Annotated in this window: 17 protein-coding genes; 5 read left to right on the top strand and 12 right to left on the bottom strand. The window is 57.6% G+C overall.

The features are described from left to right. Window positions 1-12: 12 nt before the first annotated feature. Window positions 13-3024, bottom strand: coding sequence for a glycosyltransferase (locus RCO31_RS11610; RefSeq protein WP_308968490.1), 3012 nt, complete (start codon window positions 3022-3024; stop codon window positions 13-15). Window positions 3025-3212: 188 nt separating this feature from the next. Then, on the bottom strand, window positions 3213-4217 hold the full coding sequence (locus tag RCO31_RS11605; RefSeq protein ID WP_308968488.1) for a glycosyltransferase family A protein: 1005 nt from the start codon (window positions 4215-4217) through the stop codon (window positions 3213-3215). Window positions 4218-4622: 405 nt separating this feature from the next. Between RCO31_RS11605 and RCO31_RS11600 the strand changes: the two genes are divergently transcribed. After that, a complete protein-coding gene (locus RCO31_RS11600) occupies window positions 4623-5405 on the top strand; it encodes a methyltransferase domain-containing protein (protein ID WP_308968487.1) in 783 nt (260 codons plus the stop codon). A gap of 137 nt (window positions 5406-5542) precedes the next feature. After that, complete coding sequence (gene asnB / locus RCO31_RS11595) at window positions 5543-9430, top strand: asparagine synthase (glutamine-hydrolyzing) (protein WP_308968486.1); 3888 nt, start codon at window positions 5543-5545, stop codon at window positions 9428-9430. Here asnB and RCO31_RS11590 read toward each other — a convergent pair. The 4 genes from RCO31_RS11590 to RCO31_RS11575 form a co-directional block, all read right to left on the bottom strand. Then, window positions 9427-10854 carry a class I SAM-dependent methyltransferase gene (locus RCO31_RS11590; RefSeq protein ID WP_308968485.1) on the bottom strand — a complete coding sequence of 476 codons (1428 nt, stop codon included), beginning with the start codon at window positions 10852-10854 and terminating at the stop codon, window positions 9427-9429. The two genes, asnB and RCO31_RS11590, sit on opposite strands and share 4 nt — an antisense overlap. A 64-nt stretch (window positions 10855-10918) precedes the next feature. Next, window positions 10919-11674: a class I SAM-dependent methyltransferase gene (locus RCO31_RS11585; RefSeq protein ID WP_308968484.1), complete on the bottom strand. Its 756-nt coding sequence runs from the start codon at window positions 11672-11674 to the stop codon at window positions 10919-10921. 48 nt (window positions 11675-11722) lie between these two features. Continuing rightward, window positions 11723-12895, bottom strand: a complete 1173-nt coding sequence (locus RCO31_RS11580) for a methyltransferase domain-containing protein (RefSeq protein WP_308968483.1) — start codon at window positions 12893-12895, stop codon at window positions 11723-11725. 68 nt (window positions 12896-12963) lie between these two features. After that, window positions 12964-13644 (bottom strand): class I SAM-dependent methyltransferase, encoded by a 681-nt coding sequence (locus RCO31_RS11575; RefSeq protein ID WP_308968482.1) that lies wholly within the window; start codon window positions 13642-13644, stop codon window positions 12964-12966. A gap of 254 nt (window positions 13645-13898) precedes the next feature. Between RCO31_RS11575 and RCO31_RS11570 the strand changes: the two genes are divergently transcribed. Further along, window positions 13899-14870: a class I SAM-dependent methyltransferase gene (locus RCO31_RS11570; RefSeq protein ID WP_308968480.1), complete on the top strand. Its 972-nt coding sequence runs from the start codon at window positions 13899-13901 to the stop codon at window positions 14868-14870. A gap of 13 nt (window positions 14871-14883) precedes the next feature. On the opposite strand, the gene RCO31_RS11565 is transcribed toward RCO31_RS11570, so the two are convergent. Genes RCO31_RS11565 through RCO31_RS11555 form a run of 3 tightly spaced genes read right to left on the bottom strand, consistent with a single transcriptional unit; the run spans window position 14884 to window position 18175 of the window. Further along, entirely contained in the window at window positions 14884-15963 is a 1080-nt protein-coding gene (locus RCO31_RS11565; protein ID WP_308968479.1) for a hypothetical protein, read from the bottom strand. 23 nt (window positions 15964-15986) lie between these two features. Further along, window positions 15987-17333, bottom strand: coding sequence for an ABC transporter ATP-binding protein (locus RCO31_RS11560; RefSeq protein WP_308968478.1), 1347 nt, complete (start codon window positions 17331-17333; stop codon window positions 15987-15989). Further along, window positions 17330-18175, bottom strand: coding sequence for an ABC transporter permease (locus tag RCO31_RS11555; protein ID WP_308968477.1), 846 nt, complete (start codon window positions 18173-18175; stop codon window positions 17330-17332). The genes RCO31_RS11560 and RCO31_RS11555 overlap by 4 nt, the downstream gene beginning before the upstream one ends. Before the next feature lie 234 nt (window positions 18176-18409). Here RCO31_RS11555 and RCO31_RS11550 point away from each other — a divergent pair, with 234 nt between their 5' ends. Both RCO31_RS11550 and RCO31_RS11545 read left to right on the top strand, forming a co-directional pair. Further along, the gene (locus tag RCO31_RS11550; protein ID WP_308968476.1) at window positions 18410-19384 is read left to right on the top strand and encodes a GDP-L-fucose synthase; all 975 of its coding nucleotides are present in this window, start codon (window positions 18410-18412) and stop codon (window positions 19382-19384) included. Between the two features lie 152 nt (window positions 19385-19536). Next, entirely contained in the window at window positions 19537-20373 is an 837-nt protein-coding gene (locus RCO31_RS11545; protein ID WP_308968475.1) for a hypothetical protein, read from the top strand. Window positions 20374-20623: 250 nt separating this feature from the next. Here RCO31_RS11545 and RCO31_RS11540 read toward each other — a convergent pair whose 3' ends face one another. From RCO31_RS11540 to RCO31_RS11530, 3 genes are all read right to left on the bottom strand, one after another. Then, the gene (locus RCO31_RS11540) at window positions 20624-20950 is read right to left on the bottom strand and encodes a hypothetical protein (RefSeq protein WP_308968474.1); all 327 of its coding nucleotides are present in this window, start codon (window positions 20948-20950) and stop codon (window positions 20624-20626) included. Window positions 20951-21126: 176 nt separating this feature from the next. Then, complete coding sequence (locus tag RCO31_RS11535; protein ID WP_308968473.1) at window positions 21127-22758, bottom strand: hypothetical protein; 1632 nt, start codon at window positions 22756-22758, stop codon at window positions 21127-21129. Window positions 22759-23011: 253 nt separating this feature from the next. After that, window positions 23012-23278: a hypothetical protein gene (locus RCO31_RS11530; RefSeq protein ID WP_308968472.1), complete on the bottom strand. Its 267-nt coding sequence runs from the start codon at window positions 23276-23278 to the stop codon at window positions 23012-23014. Window positions 23279-23306: the final 28 nt, after the last annotated feature.

The following is a 23306-nucleotide window of genomic DNA, read 5'->3' as shown; positions in this document are numbered from 1 at the left end:
GCGGCACGCAGCCTATCCGATCGCGTCCTGCAGCACCTTGGTCCAGGATGCGAGGTATCGGTCGTGATTGAACACATCCAACGCCTTGCGTCGGGCGGCAGCGGCCATTGGCACTGTCCGGCTGCGATCGCGGAACAGATAATTGAGGAAATCCGCGAGTTCCTCGGGCGTGTCTGCATAATAGCCGTCGACCCCCTGCTCGATGAACATGTCGACGTCATGGTTGCGCAGGCACACAGGAATGACGCCTGTCATCATTGCCTCACCCCGCGCGCGCGGCATCGGCGATCGCAGCGTCGTGTTCAGGTAGCAGGTGAACCGGCGAATTCTGTCGACGTATGAGCGGAACTGACGCGTCGCAAAGGCATTCGTGTGCCGCATCTCGAGGGCAGCGCCCGGATGCCGCGCACTCCCAATGCGGATGCCGGGGTCAAGCCGCTGCTCGACGATCGCGTGCTCCCAGGCGCCACGGTAGTGCGGGCGATACCGGTCCGGCTCCAACGCGAGAATATCCCGATCATGCGGGCCAGCCGGAAATTCCTGCGGGTCGAAACCCTGCCAGATGACCGTGCTATCCTGAAATCCCCACTCGTGCGCAGCCTGGTGCGAGTTGCAGATGACCTTTACGCGCGCCGCGGCGAGCGTTTCGACCAGCCGAATACGCTCATCCTCATGGACAATGAATTCGGTCTTTCGGAACGGATCGGCACCATACTGTCCGACGAACTGCGTCGTACCGTGGCAAACAGCCACCTTCGGCAGGTTCTGGGCGAGCAGCCACTGGAACGGCTCCCCCCATACGAATGGAATCACGCCATTGGTCAGCTGCGGAGCCAACACATTCTCATCGAAATGCAGGATCGCGACATCGTAGTGACGAATATCGATCGCCGTGGCCGGCACCAGCCTGGCGTTCGCAGGCAGCGGTCTCTGGTCGAGTTGCCACGCATCGACCATTCCATTGCCAAGTCCCGTCGCCAGGGTGAACTCGTGCGGGAGCTTGTAAAGCTCGTACTGATGCGGAACGTGCCAGCGGTAGGTGAGAATACGCAGGGGCCGAGCCCCGCGCCTATATCCGGCTAATAGCGGCTCAAGGCGCGTGCGCGAAGCGGAAAAATAGCCGTCCAGCGCCAGGCGGTCGGCATTCGGTGTCAAACCTGCCCTTTCTGCCCAATCTGCCAGCCGACCATATGTTTCGGTCCCCCAGCGCCGCGCTGTCAGATCGAGACCAGCATGTTTTTCAAACAGTCGCGCGAAGTTGCGCATCGATCCGAGGATCTTGCGATGCTCTGGCATTGACGACTCGTGTGAGCAATGCACGGCGAATGCGAGGCTGGTGAAGCGTATCGTCGCCCCCTTGGCGTACAGCCGATATCCCATTTCGACGTCCTCCCATCCGAAGCCCGAATCGGGGCGGGACGAATAGGAGAAATCGACATCGAACAGTGGCTCGGTAAGGTGCCGCCGCTTCACCGAGAAATTTCGCGTGATGCAATTCAGGAAACCATCGGCTTGTACCGGATCCTGCGGCTCGGCTTCGATCTTCAACGCGCCCGGAGACGCTTCAAGCGAACTTACCAGCTTCGGTCCATCGCGACCGTTGGTTTCGATGTTGAGCGGACCGATGACTGCGTCAACGTCCTCGAACCAGTGCTCGAAAACATGCGCGGCGACGAAATCGCGATTCATCAGACAATCGCAATCCATAACAATGACGATGTCCGCATCAACCGCGGCAATCCCTCTGTTGCGCGAGGCACAGTTCCCAGCGTTCTCGGGATTGTCGATGACCTCGATTCGTCGATTGTTCCGACCGGATCGTCTCAACGTCGAAGCGTAATTCCGTGCGATCTCGGCATCTCCGCCGGGCGAGACATCGTTCACAAGCGTGATGATAATTTCGCCGGGATAGCTCTGTCGCACGGCATGATCGAGAAATGTCTCGATAACATCGGCCTTGTTGTAAAGCACGGACACGATCGCAACGCGCGGCATGCGCCTTCCGCGAATATCGGCCAGCATGCGCCTCATCAAGGCTTCGCTGACATGCGATTTCTCCGCCGAACCATCCAAACGCCAAGCCGTCTGATCGATAGTCTTTGTGAGGCTCGGCACTTCACCGTCGGCCAGGACGAAGTGGCACCTGCGAGCATGACTCTTGGCCAATTGCTGGCGGACGGCGAGATGCCCGGCATATGAAAGTGACGGATCGTTTGACAGATCTGGCCATTTTTGAGACTGGAAGAACAGCGTCAGTGTTCCCCTGCGGTGCAACTCAAAGCACAGTGAATCGTACGCAGCGGTACCACTGCCATCAGGAGAAACATCGACGAACAGGGCGCAGTCGGCCTCGGCGACCAGGCTCCATTGGCGGGTGAGCTCGCCTTGGTCGACCAATGTGAGCCGCTGGCTGGGAAAGCGCCGATGCAAGGCTGCCACGACAGCACCGTCCAACCGTGACGAATCGCAGATTGCGACGATCTTGACCGCAGTGTCCGATCCGGGTGACGGCTCTCGGTACACGAACGTGCGTCGATTCGAATATCCTAGAAATTCCTGACGGAGTTCGTGCCGCCCAGGCGACGTCTGCATGACCTGCACGGAAATGCAATTGGCACCGTTTCCATCCGCAGATGAAAGTCGGACGAAGTACTTCGCGCCCGGAACGAGTTCGAGCCCGACACCGTCGATGATGGTCGGATACCCCCCGGATGCGAGGATATCCTCAGCCGAGACCTGTCCTCGCGCGATCGTCTGACCCGAGGCATCGAGCAGTTCGCACCACAATCCGGCAAGCCCCGGCTTGCCGCTGATCTTACAATGGAGCGAGATCCGGTCGATTCTTGCTCGCGCGGCGACAAGCTCGAATTGCAGCGGGCGGTTGCGGCGGACGTTCTGCCAATTGAGCATCAGCTCCATTAGCGACGTCACCGGAGAGCTGCTCCAGTAGCAAGAACCGTCCGACCATTCGACGCGATAGCGCGCGATGATATCGCCGGTCATTCCACCTGTCTCGATCTGCATCCTAGTCGCTCGCTCGCGCTGCACCCGTCATAGTGCCACGTTATCAATCTGCTTGCCTCGCCCTTCTTTCCCAATTATCAAATGTTCGCAATAGCTTGTTTGGAACTTGCGCGTTTGAGAGGTTGATCCGTCATCGCAGCCCCACGGCAACGGCCTCTGGTCCGATACGGCAAGTGAGCGACGCCCAATCACAGACCGAGGCGCGTTCCAAGGACTTGCAGGGGGCTTCTGGCGAAACCGTTGCGCGACAAGTTCAAGAGACGTTTGCTTGACATCAATACAATGAGCAGTCGCGCAACAGCGCGTCGTTTGCGTCCTCGCACAAATGGCATAACTGAATTTAACGTTTCAACGTATAAGGGCATCAGTTCTTCGCCCGTCCCATGCAAGACGGAGCGCAGCGCATCGCTCATGATCGCGGGCCAGAAACGAGGAACGAACACGTCGCGGGTGAAATAACGCGCCATGTCAGCTCGATCCGGGTACGATTCACGAAGCTTGTTAAGGAACAATATTCGTGAGCGAGCCATCTTTGGCGAATAGGATGTGGAGCCCGGATAGATCCGCCATTGCGTCAGCGGCCTGTCAATGAACACAGCATCGAACCCGGCGGAAAACATCCGCAGGAACAGATCATCGTCTTCATAGCCGGTCAGACGTTCGTCAAATCCTCCCACTGCATCGAAAGCCGCTCGAGAGATCAACGATGCTCCGGGCAACACAAACATGTCCTGGTTCAGGCATGACAAGAGTGTTCGTTTCGGGTGTTCATTCGAAGAGCGCTGGTCATAGAGAAATCTGCGAACCTGAATGCGGCCATCGTCATCAATCTGGTCCAGATCAGCATAGGAGTACCCCAGAGGCGTTGGGTGAAACCGCAGAAATGGCTTTTCAAGTTCTTCCAGATGGTGCGGATACCAAATGTCGTCCTGATCCAGGAAGGCTATCAGTTCTCCCGTTGAACGTTGAATGCCTGCGTTTCTCGCCGATCCCTGACCGCCGTTTTCCTTCGAGAGAAGGGTGAGAGGAGTTTCTTTCGAAAGTCCCTTGACGATCGAAGGCCCCTCGTCCGCCGAACCGTCATCGACAACTATGATTTCGTCTGCGTTGCGCCGCTGATTGGCGACACTGCGAATTGCGGCCTCAATGTATGGCGCACCGTTGAAGAGCGGGATAACTACCGAAATGCGCATCTAGGTCGCCGCTTGCGTCGCCTTGTCCACCAATCTGATGAAATCCTGCGGCTTGCGGCCGAAGGGAAAACCCCTGCCCGATAGACCGCGGTGAAAATCGCGATGTGCAATAGCAAGGACGGGGGCGCAAGGCGCGATACAGCGCAGCTGTCCTACCCCCATGCAAGAATCCCATCGTCATTCATCGTGTGTCCCCGCGCAAGGGAAATCCCGCCTTAGTTGAATTTTAGCGCACTTGCTACTCATCGGCAACCTGGGCACATTGCCTGTGGATTTTCATGCCACAGTTTTGCTGCGGTTGATCGCTGCGGCGTTGCCGGGACTGTTGAAGCCAAGCGCCGATCGCGGTCGTCTAGCTGGCGCGGACAATTTTGCAAATTTTTGGCCCAAGGTTAGCTTAGCGAGATGACAGCGGACTTAGAGAAACGTAAGCAGATTGGGGATCGGTTCTTATCCGGTTCCGGCGTTGAATTTGGTCCTGGAACAGCCCCCAGCCATTATAGGAATGTCAAAAATCTGACGTTCGCTGACAAGCGGACTCCGGCAGAAATCGAGGCGCTATTCGGCTCGAAGATCGGATACAAGGTTCTGTCAGTGGAGCAGGCGCTGGCGAGCTTTGTTCGAAGTGCCGATTTCGTCGTAGCGCACCATGTCATCGAGCATATCGCCAACCCGATCCGGGCACTTTCTGGCTGGTTGGAGATGATCAGGGACGAAGGGAACCTGTTTCTTTCTCTGCCAAATGAGAAGAACGGCTGCGAGGCGCAGCGGCTGCCGACACCGTTTTCGCACGTTCTGGATGACTATGTTTTTGATAGGGATGAGGACCATTTCGATTCCAAACTGCACGTGCCCCACTTCATCAATCAGTGGGAGCACTTTCAGCCTGGCGGCTTTCACTACTCGAAGGATCGCAATCTAAAGCACTACGTTGAAGCCAGCCTCTCCGAGGCCAGGCGTAACGGACATGATCTTCATTGGCATACCTATACATTGGAAGTCATCTCAGCGGTGGTCGAAGCGGCGGCCTGGTTCGCTGACAGGTCTGTCGAATGGCTTCATCGCGAAGACAACGAAGGCGCTTCGTATCTGGTTGCCAGTATCGGCACCCCGACGGCGATGCCTCCTTTTATAAAGGATGAGGTACGTCGGTTGGATCACGCGCTGTCCGTGCTTCGCCGGACCTGATAAGCAATAGCTAGACGATCACAGTTGGGAATCGGGGCACCTCCGAATGGCTACCGCCGAAACGTTTACCGACCAGCTTGCCTCGCATTTCTTTCTCAATTAACAAACGTTCGCAATAGCTTATTTGGAACTTGCGCATGTGCGGAATTGCCGGCCTTCTGTTGCCGCAAAGGAAGCCGTTCGGGCCACCGGAGGCCGAGGCAATTGTGCGGACGATGATGGGCTCGATCCGTCATCGCGGGCCCGATGGCGACGGGCTCTGGTCCGATCCTGACGGGCGCTGCGTTCTTGGCCAGCAACGCCTGGCGATCATCGACACATCGACTGCAGGCCTGCAGCCCTTCGTCAGCGGCGATGGCCGCTGGTGGATAACCTTCAACGGCGAGATCTATAATTTCAACGAGCTCCGCCCGCGTCTGGCACAAGCCGGCGTCAACCTTCGCGGTCGCACCGACACGGAAGTGTTGATCGAGAGTGTTGCACTCTGGGGCGCGAGCGCGCTGGAACGATTGGACGGCATGTTTGCGTTTGCCGCGTTCGACACCCGAACCGGCGAAACCATCCTCGCCCGTGACCCCTTTGGCGAGAAGCCGCTCTACTACATGGCCCTGCCCGCCGGCAGCATCGCCTTCGCGTCCGAGCTTCAGGCGCTGGAGAAGGTACCCGGCTTCGACAACCGCATCAGTCTCGATGCCGTTGCCGAAGTCCTGTCCTTCCAGTACATCGGCGCGCCGCGAACGATCTATGAGAACGTGCACAAGCTCCAGCCCGGCCACTGGATGAAGCTCTCCGCCGACGGCACCACCGAAACACGACGCTACTTTCAGTTTTCTCCCGGCCAGGACCTGTTCGCCAACCGATCCATCACCGATCTGGCGGACGAACTGGAAGACATTCTCGTGCGCAGCCTGGACCGGCGCATGATCGCCGACGTTCCCCTCGGCGCCTTTCTCTCGGGCGGCGTGGATTCCTCGACGACCTGCGCGCTGATACGACGGCGCCTCAACCGGCCGCTCAAAACCTATTCGATCGGCTTTCGCGGCGCGCCGGAGAGCGAGCATGAGATCGCCGGCAAGTTCGCCGCACATCTGGGCACCGAACATCACGAGGAACTGCTCGAGCCGCAGGGCGCCGACTTCCTGCACCACATTGGCGGCATTCTCGACGAGCCGAACGCGGACTCCTCGTGCTTTCCAACCTATCTGCTGTCGCGCTTCGCCCGCCGGCACGTGACGGTCGCCATCTCCGGTGATGGCGGCGACGAGATGTTCGGCGGTTACGGCCGCTACTTTGCGACGCTCGATGAGGCGCGGCAGCGCGGCGGAAATCCCGGTCGATCCTACTATGGCGAGCGCATTCTGGTCGCCACCGAACCGCATGTGAAGGAGCTTCTCGGTTTTGTTCCCGAGCGCTTCGCGCAGCATCTTGCCGAGCTTCGCGCAGGCATAGGCGGATCAGGTGTGCTCGCAGCCATGCGCCGCTCCGACGTCGACAACTACATGCCCGGCGCGGTGCTGCCGAAGGTCGACCGCATGAGCATGCAGCATTCCCTCGAAGTGCGCACGCCGTTCCTCAATGTCGAGCTTGCTCGTTTCGCCGAGCGGCTCCCCGACGAGATGCTGGTGCGCAATGGCAAAGGGAAGCTGATCCTTCGGGAAATCGCTTACAGGTATTTGCCGCGTGAACTGATCGATCTGCCGAAGCAGGGCTTCGGGCTGCCGATGTCCGACTGGGCGAAGAACAGTCTGCTGGGCGTCGCCTCTGAACTTTTGGAAGGCGCGGACTGCCGGCTTGCCGAAGGTATCGGTCGCGGCGGCATCGACCGCTTCCTTGCGCGGCAGCGCGGCTCTGGTGGCTTCTCCGCTTACCAGGTCTGGGCCGCGGCAATGCTGGAATCATGGCTCCGGAAACACCCCGTAACATGGCCTTCGATCACGCGACCGGAAACACGCTCTATCGCCTCCAGGAGAGATGCCCTGCTGGCCCATGCCGCCGGAAGGGGCACCTGGATCGTCTCGAGACATGCAAGCTCTCTTGACGACGCGATAAATGAACTCTCCGGCCCGATGCGCCACCAGTTTCTTGCGATTTTTGCCAAGGGCGATCGAACCGATACAACGTCGATGACACTTCCGCTTCCAAACTGGACGGACGACCTTCGCCCAGAAGATATCGTTCGCCTTAGACCTCTGGCAGGCGCAAGTATCATTTTTGCCGACGCCGCGGAGCGTGATCAGATTGACTATCACGCGCTGGCACGCATGCTGACACTCGGCGTTATGCGGATCCTGGTCAAGAATCCGTATTCGACGCAGAAGGTCGATGAGATCATCATCCAGTCGCATCGACGGGACAGGGTTGGGCTCCGGATCCTTCGGCTCTGGCATCGCAAGCTCGCCGTATTTGCAAAAGGCCGCATCGCCCGCCACGGGCTGCGGATCGAGCCCCTGGGTCAAGCAGACAAGTTTCGCCACACCACCCCTTATGTCAGTGAGCTTCCCGTGCAGCGCGATCAGGAGTTGGCGGAACGCTATGCCGTGTTTGAAGGTACACGGCAGCTACCGCCGCTTCAGTATGCGCATGCCGACATTGCCGAGCGCGGTGGCGGACGATACTCGATCTACAACAACAGACTTCATGTCTCCACAGTAACGCGGACGCGTCGCTTGACGCGACCGTTCTGGATCGTACCGATAAACGAAGAGACCGAAGCCCATCTGAACTTTGTTCCAGCTCGAAGGGAAAGCTCAGCGGAGACACAAGAACAGGCGGCAACCAGGCTTCAGGAGTATTTCCTACCCACCGACGGAAAAGACTTTCGGCTGAGAACCGGCGATCGCATCGTCGTGTTTACGCATGCCCTTCCGCCCGGCGGCGCGGAGCGTCAATGGGTTTACCTCGCCCAATCACTTGCGATGGCCGGATACAACGTCACGTTCGTCACGTACGAGTCACTGGAAGGTCCAAGCGGTCACTATCTGCCGCTGCTGCAGCGATCTGGAATTGCCATCGTCGATGCTGCAAGCATGACCATTCACAAGACGGCTGCGAGTCAGCCGGATATTCCGCTTCTTGAAGAGATGCTGGAGGTCTGCCCCTTCAACGATCCAAGCGCTTTTCCCCAAGTGATCAGCGCTTTCAGCATGATCAGTCCGAAAGTCGTCTTCTCGCAGTTGGATCATCCAAACATCGTGGCGGGATTCGCAGCAAGACTTCTCAACATACCGCGGATCGTGCTCTCCTTCCGCAACTACAATCCGACGAACTTCCCCTATATCGACAACAGTTCGTTCCTGCCGAGCTATCGCCTGCTGGCAAAATCCGGCGCTACACGGTTCACGTCTAATCACACAGGCTCTGGTGACGACTACGCGGACTGGATCGGAATCGATCGCCAACGCGTCATCGCAATTCCGAATGCCGTTGATCCTGACGAGTTTCCTCAGCCCCCCAAGGATGCCGTCGAACAAACGAGGGCGGCCCTTGGACTGTCACCGGAAGATCCCATCATTCTCGGCGTCTTCAGGCTATCCGCTGAGAAGGATCCGCTCGGCTTCGTCGATACGGTGCATCACGTGATCCGAAAGCTCCCGACAACGAAAGTGCTCGTCACCGGCGTCGGGCCACTTCAGACCGAAATGGAGGAGCGCCTTCGAAAATACGGGATTGCTGAGAAGGTAAAATTCCTCGGCCGTCGAGATGACGTCAACGTGCTGATGACCATCGCGACGTTGCTGCTGCTGACTTCGACTAAGGAAGGAATGCCGAACGTTGTCGTTGAGGCGCAGCTCATGGAGATCCCCGTGGTCGCGACAAGCACTGGGGCGACCTCGGAGATCGTCGCCGATGGACAAACCGGGTATCTCAGACCCGTCGGCGACTTTGAGGGGCTCGCGCAGGCATGCCTCACTCTGCTTGCTGATCGGTGCAAGGCGGTAGCGATGGGGAAGGCTGGCCGTGAACGAACAGTTCGGCGCTATCCGAAGTCCGCGCTCGCAGAACGGTATACAAAAGCGCTGACTTAGGTCGGCTTTCGGGCAATCAGCAGCTGGTATATCCGACCATTCGTATTGGGATCGCTGTTGTCCGTCGTGGAGAAATAGACCGACGCCCCCCAATGCGAGAACCGGCCGCAGCCATGGGCATCAATGTTGTCATGCGCAGCATGGGGAAGTGGCAACTGGCGCCCGTTCTCAAACACGAAAACGGGTGAACTGCGCTCGCCTCCCCCGGAATGGTCGGCCAGTTCCGACAGATGCGGAACATGAAACTCCCACATGTGACCCCGGCGACGAACGAATGGAGGATTCATGACGACACTCTCTGCCGCGACGACATAATTTGCCGCAGATTCCGCAGAAACTATGCTTTCCACGCGCCGCGGTAGCTCGCAGCTGTCCGGATGCCGTGCCGTTCCGTCGACAAGCTGATCGTTTGAGAGGAAGAAATAATCCTGGCGATCAGCACGCTGCGGCAACGCACTCAGATGGCCGACAAGCCTGTCACCGCTCGCCTTGAGCGGTCCGGGAATACGGACCCCGAAGCGGCGCGCAAACGAGTTGCCGCCAGGCATTGGCGTATTCACGTACGTTCCCGCGGGGCTCTCGCGATGAAACACGAACTCGTTGCAGCCGTAGCCATCGCTGCAATCAAAAAGCTTCGTTAGCCTGAAACCGTCAAAGGCATACCGGTCGACAATCCGTTCGATGGTAGCCCGCTCGTAGGGATAGCCTCCAATCCAGTCGATCCAATCGTGCCAGCGGCTCATCCCTCTCGTCGAAATCTTGTCGTACTCACGCCACGTCCTCAGCCAGTCACTGGTTGTGCCGTTTCTTCTGTGACTTGCAAGATGCGCGCGCTCCTCTTTTGCCACGATCGAAAGCGCGTACAACAGGGCAAGAGGTTTAGGCAGACTGTTGTAGTGGCGCTTGACCTCTGCCCAACGGTCCGTGATCGATCCCTGATCGTTGTAGATCGCGATGTAGAGCTTGCCGCCGATCGGGACGAGTGGTTTCACATTGTCGAGGGCGTCCCACATCCTTCCGGTATGATGTAGGACACCCCATGAATAAACAATGTCGAACGTGCCGAGCTTCGCAAGATAGGCGGTGTCGAGCACGGATCCCTGCTCCACTCGCCAATTCTCATCGTTCGGGAAGAAGCGGCGCCGCAGCTCTTGCGTACAACCGACGGAATCGGTGTCGTAGTCGAATGAAAAAACTCTCGCGCCAAGCCGCCGTGCCGCCAGGCTGAACAACCCGCTCCCGCTACCGATATCCAGGAACGTCTTGCCGTCGAGGCGTTCAACCTCGAGAAAAGCGGACAGCGACTTCTGGGCGAGTGCAATGCGATCCTCGTTCAGCCGCGACAGAAAGTCGGCCCAGTTCTTGCCGAACGCGAACCGCTGCCCTTGGTCGATCTCTGCTCTGTGTTGCTCGACGATGGTCATAAGACTCCCTGGCCCCAAAACTCGATGAACTCATGCCCAGCGGCGGACCGGCTCATCAATTGGTTCAGCGATCGCCTCGACCGTTGTACTGGCCAACCCACGTCGCCCATTGATGCACTCCAAGATCGGTGACCAATCCTGTCTCTGTCGCCCACGCAACCCAGTTCCTCACCCCTACCTCCTTATCGGCGGCATCAGCGACCGCAACCAGGAAGTCATCAAGCACGATGATGCAGTCCTGGGACAGGAACTTTCCATATATGTCCATATCGCGTCTGGTTCTGCCGTCCGAATCTATGAACAGCAGGTCAATCTTGCGCCCGTTCAGAAGGCGCTCTACCTGCGCAACAACTTCGGGTGCATCTGACCAGCCTTCGACAAGGTTGACGATTGGTTCGACGTTGAACTTCTTGATGTTGCGCTTCAGATCGCGCAAAATGTCGTCTGTGGGATAGTCTGGATGCGTCGGGTGAGCTCCGCCCACCTCCACCGTGATCTGTGGTCCTCCTCCCGACTGTTGCAGGGCCTTAGCGATCGAGATCGTAGCGCCTCCCAGGTAAGCACCAAGCTCCAATACCGCCCCCTGGGATCGTCGTGCGAAATAACCAAGAAGCGACAATGTCTCCTGATGCAGCATCGAAAAAGATTTGAGCTCGCCCATCTCGGTAGCGTGCGGGCTGTCGCTCCAATGCATCGCATAGTCGTTAACGAAGACACGGGAGAGTCTACGATCTGCAGTTTTTGCAGAGCGATCCGACGCCTCGTAGAATGCGCGCCAATCGCGCGGCTCTTGATTGGGGGGTAAGATTCTTTCAGACATCTATCGACTATCTCTTGTTGTCGATCCGCAGCATCAATTGTTTATGGATCATTTTTTACGGTAAAGCCACTGAACCGCGAGCGTCGACAAATCGTGCAGGTCCATGTCGCCAAAGCGCCCGGCAAAGCTACGTCGTCCTTCGGCCGTGACACCGGCGGTCGCTGTCGATGGATCTTTTGTCCACACCAAACCGCCCGGCGTGAGCATATACCAGTTGCCATCGACAAACTCAAAGCCGTGCCGCTCAAAGAGTGCGGCGAAATCAGAAGCGCGAAGCCGGTTTTCCGTCGGATGCACAGCGTATTCGTCTTCCGTCATTGTAAGGAAGTCCAGCGGGCGCGAGAAGTCCCGGTGGTCGCGCAGGTCGATGGAGTGGTAGACAAATCCTCCCTTCGCGCAAAGCTGCGCCATTCTTTCGAAGACCGCTTCAGGCTTCATCACATGCTCCATGACGGATGTCGATGTGATGAACTCGAATGGACCGGTCGCGCGGATGTCCTCAAATGGAATGCTGGGATGGATTTCGAGCCCGCGCAAAACATATGTGTCTTCGTCAGCGGGTAGGAGCACTTTCTCCCAACGTGAGTCGAGCTCCGGCGCAACCTGATTGCAGCAAACGCGCAAGTCTGAGATCAGCTGACGGGGAAAGCGCTCCCTTATTGGCATTACCTCGTTGGCAACATAGCGCTCAACACCCTCAAGCAGAAAGCGGAGCGCGGTGTAAGGCACGGCACCGCTGCCGATCTCAAGCACGGTCTTGGGGGTGGACAATCCGGCTCGCCGTATCCAATGCGAGATGCCGTGATAGTAACGGAAGAAATTAGCGAACACCGTATTGTTCGCAGCTGCATTGGCCGCAACCGCGCTCAGCAAAAGCTCATCATCCTGCGTTATGCGCTGCTGCAGCGTCTTGAGCAACGAACCATCCTTGGACGCGTTGAGCGCAACCAAACTGTAGTTGCGTCCATTCGTTTCGCAATTCGATCCGTCGGATGCCGAGAAGTAAACCGAGCTTTGCCAGACGGAGAAGCGACCTCCGCCATAGTCGCGAATATGCTGATGCACGCTGTCTCCGGGTCCGAGTTCCTGGTCGTTTTCCTGAAGTAGGAACAGAACATCATCACGTCCGACCAGGGACTTCAGATCGGGCGGAATATCGGCCACGTATGCGCGCCCGCCATCGCCACGAAACGGTTGGCGCAAGAGGAACGGTCCCAACATCTGTCAATCACCTGCCGTTGCCAGCGCGCCACGAACCGGCCGGTCGCGCATCTTATCAAGATCCTGATCTATCCTCGATACCGGCCGACCCAGGTTCCCCAGCCATAGACCCCAAAGCTCTCGAACTTCTTTGCTGCGACCTGCGCATCGACAACTGCGCGCACCCGGTGCTCCTTGTCCTCGGCGCCGGGCGCTGCGTAATCGTCAAATACCAAAACGCATCCGGGTGCGAGCAACGGAGCAAAGGTTTCCACATCCCGATCGACTGCGCCATCCGCGTCGATGAACAGCAGGTCGATCTTGCCTTCGCCGATCAGCCTGAACGCCTCGCCGACGACATCAGGCGCGTCCGACTTGCCAACGAGAATAGAAACGAAAGCCTGCAGGCCTTCAGCAGCGAGATTCTTGTTAAGGTCTGCCACAATATTCGATGACGGGTAGAACGGATGCTCCCGGTAGGTCCCCCCTATTTCCTGCTCGACGCCGCCGTGCTCGATGCTCACATACGTCGCCCCACCCCGATCGCGCACACCCGATCCTATCGCAAGGGACGATCCGCCAATGTAAGGCCCGATCTCAAGGATTGCCTGCCGGCTAGCCCTGGCCAGCAGACGCAACAGCATCAGAACATCCACGTGTAGCATCGAGATGTTTTTGACCGCGAGCATCTTCGCATAATAGGGGTGGCGTTCGATGCCGCGCAGGTAGGCATCGAGTTCCTCCTTTTCGATGGTGGGTTCCCTTTTCAAGGCACCAACGTCATAAGCAAGGTAATCGTGTGGCGTTGGATTCGCGGGAAAGGACAAAATTCAGCTCTCGTCGATAGGAATGAACCGACCGTGCTTACCTGAATTGAAAGCGATTTCAAAGGCAGGCAACTGAATCTGAAGCGGAAATGCCACCGGACTGACCGAAGCTGGCCATTTGCTGGACAGAAACGCGCTCACACCCTAAGAGACACCCGGACGCTCGGGCGTCACGATATTTGGCAACAGAAACCAACATGCTGGCTCCAGGCCTCGAGACAATCGCCTGCAATCTTTGCGGCTCGCGTTCGACGAAACTAGTATTCACGACCAAAGACTATCGCTTTCTGGTCGACGATCGCGACTTCAGTGTTGTCCGATGCACCGGCTGCGGACTTGTCTATGTAAATCCTCGACCTGACGAGCGAGACATTCACCGATACTACAACAACGAATTCTACAACGCGGACGAAAGCCCGGCAAAGGCGCTCGCCAGCGTGAAGGATCGCATTCTTGGCATGGCCGCGCATCTGGACAGGTATCCTAAGGGACGGCTGCTCGACATCGGTTGCTACCGCGGCGAATTCATCTACCACATGAACGAACTTGGTTGGGATGCACACGGGATCGAATTTTCAAGTCGCCCCCCCAACCTTTTCGGCCAGAGCATATTCTACGGAGATATCGCCAACGCTCCGTTCGCGGAGCAGTCGTTTGACGTTGTCACAATCTGGGCCGTTTTTGAACACGTGTACGATCCGAGGCATGTGCTGAAGCAGGCGCATCGGCTGCTTCGCCCTGGCGGCACGCTAATTATTTTGGTGCCAAACTATAACAGCCTGCCGGCGCGCTTCATGTACCACGATGATGTCCCACGGCACGTCACGATGTTCACGCCGAAAACTCTGGGCCAGTTGCTCGAGCAGGAAGGATTTACCGCAAAATCCTGGGAATGTGGACAAGACGTTTATGGAGGCTCAACCAGGGGCTGGCTGAACTTCCTCGTGAAGCGGCTCGCTGGTGAGCCGATGGGCGACATTCAGGCGCAGAATCGAAGCGTCGAGCGCTGGCACGAATTTTCGCGCTGCATTGCCGGCAAGGAGCGACCCATCATGAAAAAGATCGATGATTTCGATATCTGGCTCGCGCCACGCCTTGACCGCTTGCTCGACCGGTTGATGCTGGGCTTCATTATGACGGTTCATTCCCAAAAAAGGGTAGCCCCTTAGCGACGCCCGCCGTTCAGGTTTGATGATCCGCAGGGACGATGACGTAGTAATCGCGGCCGTTGCTGTTTGGGTCCGAATTATCACTCGCTGAAAGATAAAGTTCGCGCCGCCAATGCGAATAAGCGCCGCGTCCCATGCTCTTGATGCGGCTGTGGGCGCTGTGTGCAGGTGTCTGCAGTTTCCCGTCCTCAAAGAGAGCGAGGCGAGATCGTATGTGAGCATTCACGTCATCGCCAAGCGGCACCTCGGCGGGCAGATTGCACGACCAACAGTTCCCGCCTTGATGCGTAAACGGCCCGATGGCAATACGAAGGGGGATACCCTCCCGTTCCCGCTGCCCCTCAAGAAGACGATAGGGCAGAAACCACGCTGGGGTATTGGTTCGGACCGGCTGGACCGTATCAGGAGCGTCATACATTGGCTGCACAGGTCTTACGTCGCCTGTTGAGTGTTCGGTCTTCCGCGCCACGAAAACGCAAAGCATCGCTCGCGAGTCCAGCGTTCCGCACAATCCTTCGGCGAACGCGCCGACCGGACAGGGAAAGATTTCCCATATGCGGCTATCGCCCTGGTCGGCAGAGAACAGTAATGCCCGGCTTTCCAAGATTTCGAAGCAAGCCGCCGTGTAGTATCGGTGCAGAAGAATAGGACTGATCTGATAAAATCCGTGATCGACCCAGTTGTGCACCGGGACGACATGCACCACCAACCCTCGCGGCCGAAGCATGCGTGTGATTGACGACAGCGCATTCGGCAAATGAAAGACATGTTCGAGCGTACCGCCGTTCAGCACACAGTCGTATCTCTCTATGAGGTCATGCGGCAGTCGATCGTCGTTCAGGTCGAAGACATGATCGGCGCCTTCAAAATCGCTGACATCGAGACTTTGCAGAGCAGAGAAGCCGCATGCGGCAAAGAACTCGTTCGGGGTCGCCGCTTCATCATCTGGCTGCAACCGCTGACCTGCCGCCAGATTGAACGCGCGTCGGGTAAAACCGATATCCTGTACGCCTAAGGTGAGAACACTTCCCTGTGCAGCGAGCGCTTCGAACAGCTCATGCAACGTTACCGCGATGTTGATATGAAGTCCCACGCAACAACTCCATCAGAAGACCGTCATACAGCTGCGCCAAGCATCCGCACGTCCAAATTGACGACCGAACTCGAGAAGATGGACGGCGTTGGAGCTACGACAAACTCCATGCAGTCGAAGCGAACGTCCTGCTTCGTGCTGTCTGGATTTGCAACCGCCGCCGTTATAAAGAAGTTGCCTGACGAGAGGTTGGCGCGAAATGCGATCCGGATTTCGCGTAGTTGTCCGGCCTCGATCGGCGGTATGGGTCCGCTATGCCCACTCGCCGTATCCCACCCAAACACTTCATTGCCGCGACCATCACGCACCAAGAAACCGACATTGACTCCCACTGTAGATCGCTTTGCCCGAAGACGGAGAACAAGGCGGTAAGTTTCAAGCGACTGCAAAAGCTTCACAGGGCACTTATCGTTGTTTTCGATCCAGACATCGGTAATCTCGATCTCGCGAAGACCGTATCGACGCTCGCGCGTGTCCTGATGGCTCGACGGCGCGGCCTTATCCACGCGCGTTTCGGATGAAGCGGCTTCCGTGAAACCGGCATCAAGGTCCAGCTCAGTTCCCTTTGTATCGCGCACAGCGTCAACTGCGTCTTCCGATTGAAGCGACGGCGCCGCCGCAGACTCTTCTCGCCGCTTCGGTGGCGCGAACAAGAGTTCGTGGTAAATTTTACCAACGGTGTTTGGGTCGCCATCCTCGAGCACTCTTCCCTGCTCTAGCAAGATCGCCCGGTCACAAATCGCTACGATCTGTGCGATGTTGTGACTGACGAGCAGAATCGATTTGCCCCGTTCCTTGAACTGCCGGATCCGGTCGAACGACTTGAGCTGGAAACGCGCATCGCCGACGCCGAGCGCTTCGTCAATGATCAGGATATCCGGGTCGACGCATGTAGCAACGGCGAACGTCAGTCGCGCCTGCATGCCGCTGGAGTATGTTCGAAACGGATGATCAATGAAGTCCCGCAACTCGGCGAAGTCGACGATCTCGTCGAACCGACGCTCGATCTCCCGGCGCGGCAGACCCAGGCAAAGCCCGCCGAGAAAGACATTCTCCCGGCCCGTATAATCGGGATGGAAACCCGTCCCCAGTTCAAGAATCGCGGCAATGCGACCATCGGTGCGCACGTGGCCACTGGATGCATCGAGCGTCCCCGCAACGATACGCAGCAAAGTGCTCTTGCCGGCGCCGTTCCGGCCCAACAAGCCGACAACGGACCCTTTCGGCACGTCGAACGAGATGTCGGTCAGCGCCTGGAACTCGTAATGACGGGCTCGTCCAGTCAGCCCCTCAAGCAACAAATCGCGCGGATGGTTCCATACGCGATAGACCTTGTTGAGCGATCGCAAGGAGATTGCAGGCTGCGTCACAGAGCATTTCCGAAAGTCGGGCGCAACGAACGAAAGACGCGCCAACCAAGGACAAGAAAGATGATGGCTAGCACCGGGCAAATGATCCAGGAGGCATAGTGCACGATTCTGCCCTCGAATAGCGCATCACGAAAACACCAAATCAAATGGCTGAAAGGGCTGAAGTTGAATCCCCTCTCCAGCCACGCCGGAACCGACGCCGGTGCATAGAGGATGGGATGCAGGAACAGGCCGATCGAGAGCAGAAGCGCCACGACATCCTTGATGTCGCGAAGAAAAACACCAATGCCTGCGAGCACATAGGTCAGTCCGGTCATCATGACCACAAAATAGACGACGCAGATCGGCAGCAGCACGAACATGCCGAAGGGGGTCGCGTGGCCGACCGCAACAGACAGGGCGACGACGACGCCGCAGCAGAGTGCCAGCGTCGGCAGGCCCGCGATGACAATCTTGAGCGGCAGGATCTCGCTCGGAAACACGATCTGCTTGACGAGGTTCGCGCTTTGAAGCACCGCGGTCGGAGCGCGTCCCATGACCTCGCCGATTGCAACCCAGACTGCCATGCCCGACAGCACGAACGCGGCATAAGATCCGCCGGTATCCTCAGGATTGAGCCGGATGCGAAAGATGAACAGGAAGGCAAGAACGTTCGCAGCGAAGATTGCCAGCGGCGCTCCGACCGCCCAGGCCAGCCCCAGTGCGTTGCCGGAGTAGCGATCCTTCAGCTCGCGCTTGGCCATTTCCCAGATAAGCGCCGGATGCTGGCGCAGCATGCCGGCGATTTCAGCGACCGCCAGGGCGTTCCCACGCATGTTGAGGGATCGGGCAATCACGCTCATGAATCAACCGCACCTGCTTGGCTTTTTGTGACGCTGCATTAACAGCCCCCAAGCGGCATTTCCACCCGCCAATGATTGCGCCAAGCCGCAACCTTGATGAACTGAAATCGCCACCCGAGCAATGTAGGTCTGTATGCCTATCATGGCGACAGGATGGATATCCCCGGGCATCGTCAGTCCACCGGTTGCAAGGCTCGAACCAGTGCGCTATCGGAGGAGATTCAGGGACTTCCGATGGAAAAATACCATCTTCACGGCAAGCGTGTTTGGGTGGCAGGCCACAGAGGCATGGTCGGCAGCGCCGTCATGCGCGCATTGGCGGGCACTGGAGCGGACGTCCTGACTGTGGACAGGAATGCCCTCGATCTGCGGCGCCAGGCTGACGTCGAAGCCTGGATCGGCAGGTATCGCCCTCAGGTCGTGATCCTGGCTGCCGCCAAGGTCGGCGGCATCGTAGCGAACTCAAGATATCCTGCCGACTTCCTTTACGACAACCTGGCGATTCAGCTGGCCGTCATGGGCGCGGCCGCGCGGTTTGGTGTCGAGAAACTCACCTTCCTCGGCTCGAGTTGCATTTACCCCAAGTTTGCCGAACAGCCGATCGTCGAGGAGGCACTGCTCACGGGCTCGCTGGAGCCGACCAACGAATGGTATGCCATTGCAAAGATCGCGGGCCTGAAGATGACGGAAGCGTTCCGGCAGCAGCACGGTCTGGACTTCATCTCCCTCATGCCGACGAACCTCTACGGACCGAACGACAATTTCGATCTTGAGAGCAGCCATGTGATTCCCGCCCTGATGCGCAAGGCGCATGAGGCCAAGCTTTCCAGTGCCCCGGCGATGACTGTCTGGGGCTCGGGTACACCTCGGCGTGAGTTCCTTCACGTCGACGATCTTGCCAGCGCGGTGGTCTTCCTGACCGAGCGCTACTCCGAGGCGATGCACATCAACGTCGGAACCGGCGTCGACATCACCATCCGGGATTTGGCGACGCTGGTTTGCGAAATCGTCGGCTACAAGGGACGGCTCGAATTCGACGCATCCCGTCCGGATGGTACGCCCTTGAAATGTACCGATGTCTCACGGCTGAAATCGCACGGCTGGACTCCGAGCATCGGATTGCGCGAAGGCCTTGTAAAAACCTATCAATGGTATCTGGATAACAGCCATACTGCGCCTCGACGGGTGCTCTCGTCTCAAATCGTATGAGTGCGACAGTGGTCGACACAAGGAACACCAGTGTATTGGCGGCGCGCCGGGCTGATGCAGCCGAAGCCCCGAGCGCTCTCCCGCCCCGCTTGAGAGACGCGGTTGCCGTCTTCGGATCCAGCTCTCAGATCCTGCTTGTCGGCGCCTCAGACATGAGCTGGCCCTCCCTCCTGGGCGAACTCGCACCCGGCAGTCACCTCGTGACAATGGCCGCCGATCCATCCGAGGGCAGCATTTCGTTTGAGAAGGCACGCCAGGGCGGCGCCGACTGGGACCTGATCGTCGATGCAGGCGCCCCGCCGCCTGGTCATCGACGCATCGACGTATTGCTGGCGCTGCTGCCGCGCCTGAGGCCGAAGGGCCTCTATTTGCTGATCGAGCCGGCCGACATTGCATCCGGCAAGGAAGACGGCGACCTCCTGAATTTGCTTTACACGCTATCGGACATGCTCAATGGCAGACGGTTGCCGCCCGCGGGGCAACCTGCGGTCAGCTCCGAGCATCTCAACACAGGCAAAGTCGTTCTTGACAATCTGCATGATCGCGTAAACGCTTTGGTCGGCTCAATCGAGATTGTGAGTTCGGGCGCCATTCTGCGGCGAGCGGCAGCAAGTGTGGGTGCCCCGCCACCTAACCTCGAATTATCGTTTAGCGACCTGAAGCCTTACGTCGGTTTATCCGGTGCGCCTGCCGGTACAGATGGCCAATGTACGCAGACAAAGATCACCGCACTCAACGCCGAGCTACAACGCTTGTCTGTGTTATCGGAAAGACAAAGCGCAGATATTGTCGCGCTTGAGAAAGAACGCATCCGGCTCACAAATCGCAGGTTGTTCAGACTCACCGCTTTCGTCGGAAATGTGACAGGTGCTCCTCGCGGCATCAGGCAGAGGACCGCGCATCTCGCCATTGCGGTGCTACGGCGAGCTCTCGCCATACCAAGAGTACGAACGCTGGCATACAGGCTAAGGAACGTGGTTTCCCGCTAGCCGACGACTTTGCCAAAGAACCCACATGTCACCATGCCAGGCGAGTTACCAGCGGGTAAGTCTGGAACGCGACAGATGTCGACGCGTTCAACCGCATGGCGAGCCTTCGTACCATGCTGCTGATCATTGTCGGCGTTGCGGACTGGCTGATGGGTTGGACCCGGCTTATGAACTATTGCTTGCGGCAAGAGCGGCATCGATAGGCTTGCTGACCTAGCTTTCTCCAGTTTCCGACGAGCAACGGTGCGGACTACGGGCTTATTCCGGAGCAACTTACTGTCAAGCGCAGCATCTGCGCCAGCCAGCCGAAAGTGATGCCACTTTGATACGCGACTGCCAGTGCAAAGACGACGAGAACCGCATGCTCGATGGCCCGCAACGAAAGAGGCACCGCTCTAATAATGAAAACCATGACGCTGATCACCAGCGATTGACGCCATGAGAAATCGAGCATCGTCAAAGAAGAGAAGGCAATCATCGCCGTCCAGAGTGCCCTGGCTTTGAGCTGCTGGGCCAGCCAATCGGGGAACAGAATGGCACTGAGAAAAATCCTTTCCTGAAGGTCTTCCGAATCCATCTACCTCTCCCCACCGACGGTTAGCATGGTGGCATCCACGCGGAAATTCAGCAAGAGGCGGGACTCTGGAACACGCGCGCCATCAAAAGAACATGCACGCCTTCGTGGCGCGCGGCGTGAAGTCGCTTCGCGCCCCACTAACCGGGCGAAGTCTTAACTGGTGCCGCATGTTGCCGCTATTCGGGAAATTCCAAGTCAACTCGAACGGGTGCCCTTAAAAGTGCGTCTGGGTTTACGACAACGACGTAAATGCGTCGAACGCAGTAATTTTTGCTCTGCGCTTCGAAGTATTCAGTTCTATACCTTTTGAACAGCTCCGTTGCGAAGCCTCGCCACTCAAGCGCGCGGGCCTGTGCGTCCCAAGCACGGAACGTTCCGTCGTAAATCTGCAGATGGCAATCGCTTAGAAGTATCACATCGTAATGATCTTCAATGTCTTTCATAGACGGTGGCCGATATTCCCTCATTTTCGGACCGTCCAAATATGGGAAATTAAAGAACGTCTGCACAAACTTATACGGCATATCCCAGATCGGCGGCAGGGTGACGTAGCTACTTGCGTAGGAGCCAACCCGGCTCCCTGGTTTGACGTTAGCTCTGATCCAATTTTTCGGCTCGATGCGAGTGGCCTGTATCGACGCTGAAGCGTTCGAAGCCTCTTTTGCGGATGCGATGTAGTTGGGTATTGCCGCAGATAGACCTATTAGGGGGAAAAGTACGGCGACAATTTTCCACTTGCCCAAAAGCTGCGCGAGCGCCGCGAAAGCAAGCAAGTATAGCGGAAAGAAAGAGAACGCAAAGCGGTCGTACTTCTGTTGAAACAAGCCGATCAACGAAAGAACGATGAGCGGGACAGCTATAGGCAAAAGCCAAGGTTTGCGGGCAGACACTGCGACAACTACCGCTGAGGCGAGAGCGACAGCGACGTTAAAGGTCGACCCCCATTGTTTGATTGGGTAAGTCCAGAAATAGTAAGCCCAGTCCGATGTGCCAACGAGCGTGTCCCAGGCCTTGAGGTCCAGGTATTTCGCAAACACGATGTCGAAGAAATCTGGCAGATGGAATAGGTATCGTATCCATAGAAGGACGCTTACAGCGGCGCCAACCGAGAGCGCCACGAGAACGTGGCGAATGCTCCACCAGCGTCGGTACAGAGCAATAATCACGGCGGGCGCTGCGGTAACGCACAAAGCTATGGACGATATCTTCGTTGCGATCAGTATTGCCATAACGGCTGCAAGCGTCGCAGCGAGATATGTTGATGTCGGGCGAGATGCGATGACCAAGCTGAGCAGAATCATCGCGTTCAGCATCAGCATGATGAGGTGGTCCATGCGAAGCAGGGTTGCGCTGAGCAGGCCCGGGCTGGCGGCATAGATGATCGCGAGTGAAAAAGCCAGAAGCGCGTTGCGCGAGAGAAACCACGCGGAAAAGAACAGTGTCAGGGCGCTGCAGGTCCACACGGCTGCATTGATAAGTCGGAACGCGAAAACCATACTTCCTTCGTCGGTCGCAAAACCGTTCAGCGGAAAACTGAGGATGGCGTAGAGGACGCTGTAGCCGTCGAAGTAGGGAGGATAGCCTGCGTTCGGTGGTACAAGAACGAAGTTCGCATGCCGCGCCAGCAGCATCTCTTTGAACTGTGAGGCCCAAGTCGTGAGGTTTCCGACGTCGCCTTCAAAGATGTAGGGATTGAAGTCGATGAACGGGTAGATCCCCCAGGGGAGAATGAGCAGCAGGGCTATGGCCCAAGGCTGCCAAGCTTTAAACGCAGGCGCCCTCGCGTCTGCGTCGATGCTGATAAACATTCCTATGTCCTGCTTTAGGTGATGCGAAAAGCAGCTTGTTCGTGCTCAAAACAGCGGAAAGCCGGCCAGTAGGGCACCAGCCAAAAGCAGGGCCATCGCCGTGATGCCGGCGACGGCCACCAATATGTAAGACATTGTAGGTATTTCCTCCCTGCCCGGGAGGGAACTTAGCCGAAGGGAACGCGACACGCAATCGCCACAATTGATGAGGTCCAAGGGCTAAGGCCTGTGGATTGGTACCGCCGGGCGCCGACTAGACCTTCAGCGCTGTGAGCAGGGCAATCGATAGGATCAGCAGGACGGCGTGCCGCGCTTGCTGCCTTTCGAGCGCGAACAGCACCGCACAGTAGACGACTCCAAGCCACGCACCGGCGCGAACGACTCGTTCGAGCGAGTCCGAGAAGTCGCGATTAACGAGGAATTCGACATCTCGCTCTAAAATCGCGGCGGCGGTTGTTGCAAGCAATACGAGAAAGACGGCGCTCCGCAAAAAGCGGATCGCGAGATTATGACTGTTCATATTTTCCTCTGCCCGCCGGCAAGATAAC

The sequence above is a fragment of the Bradyrhizobium sp. LHD-71 genome (assembly GCF_031157255.1).
Lineage (GTDB): Bacteria > Pseudomonadota > Alphaproteobacteria > Rhizobiales > Xanthobacteraceae > P52-10.
This window is presented reverse-complemented; position numbering and strand designations above follow the sequence as displayed.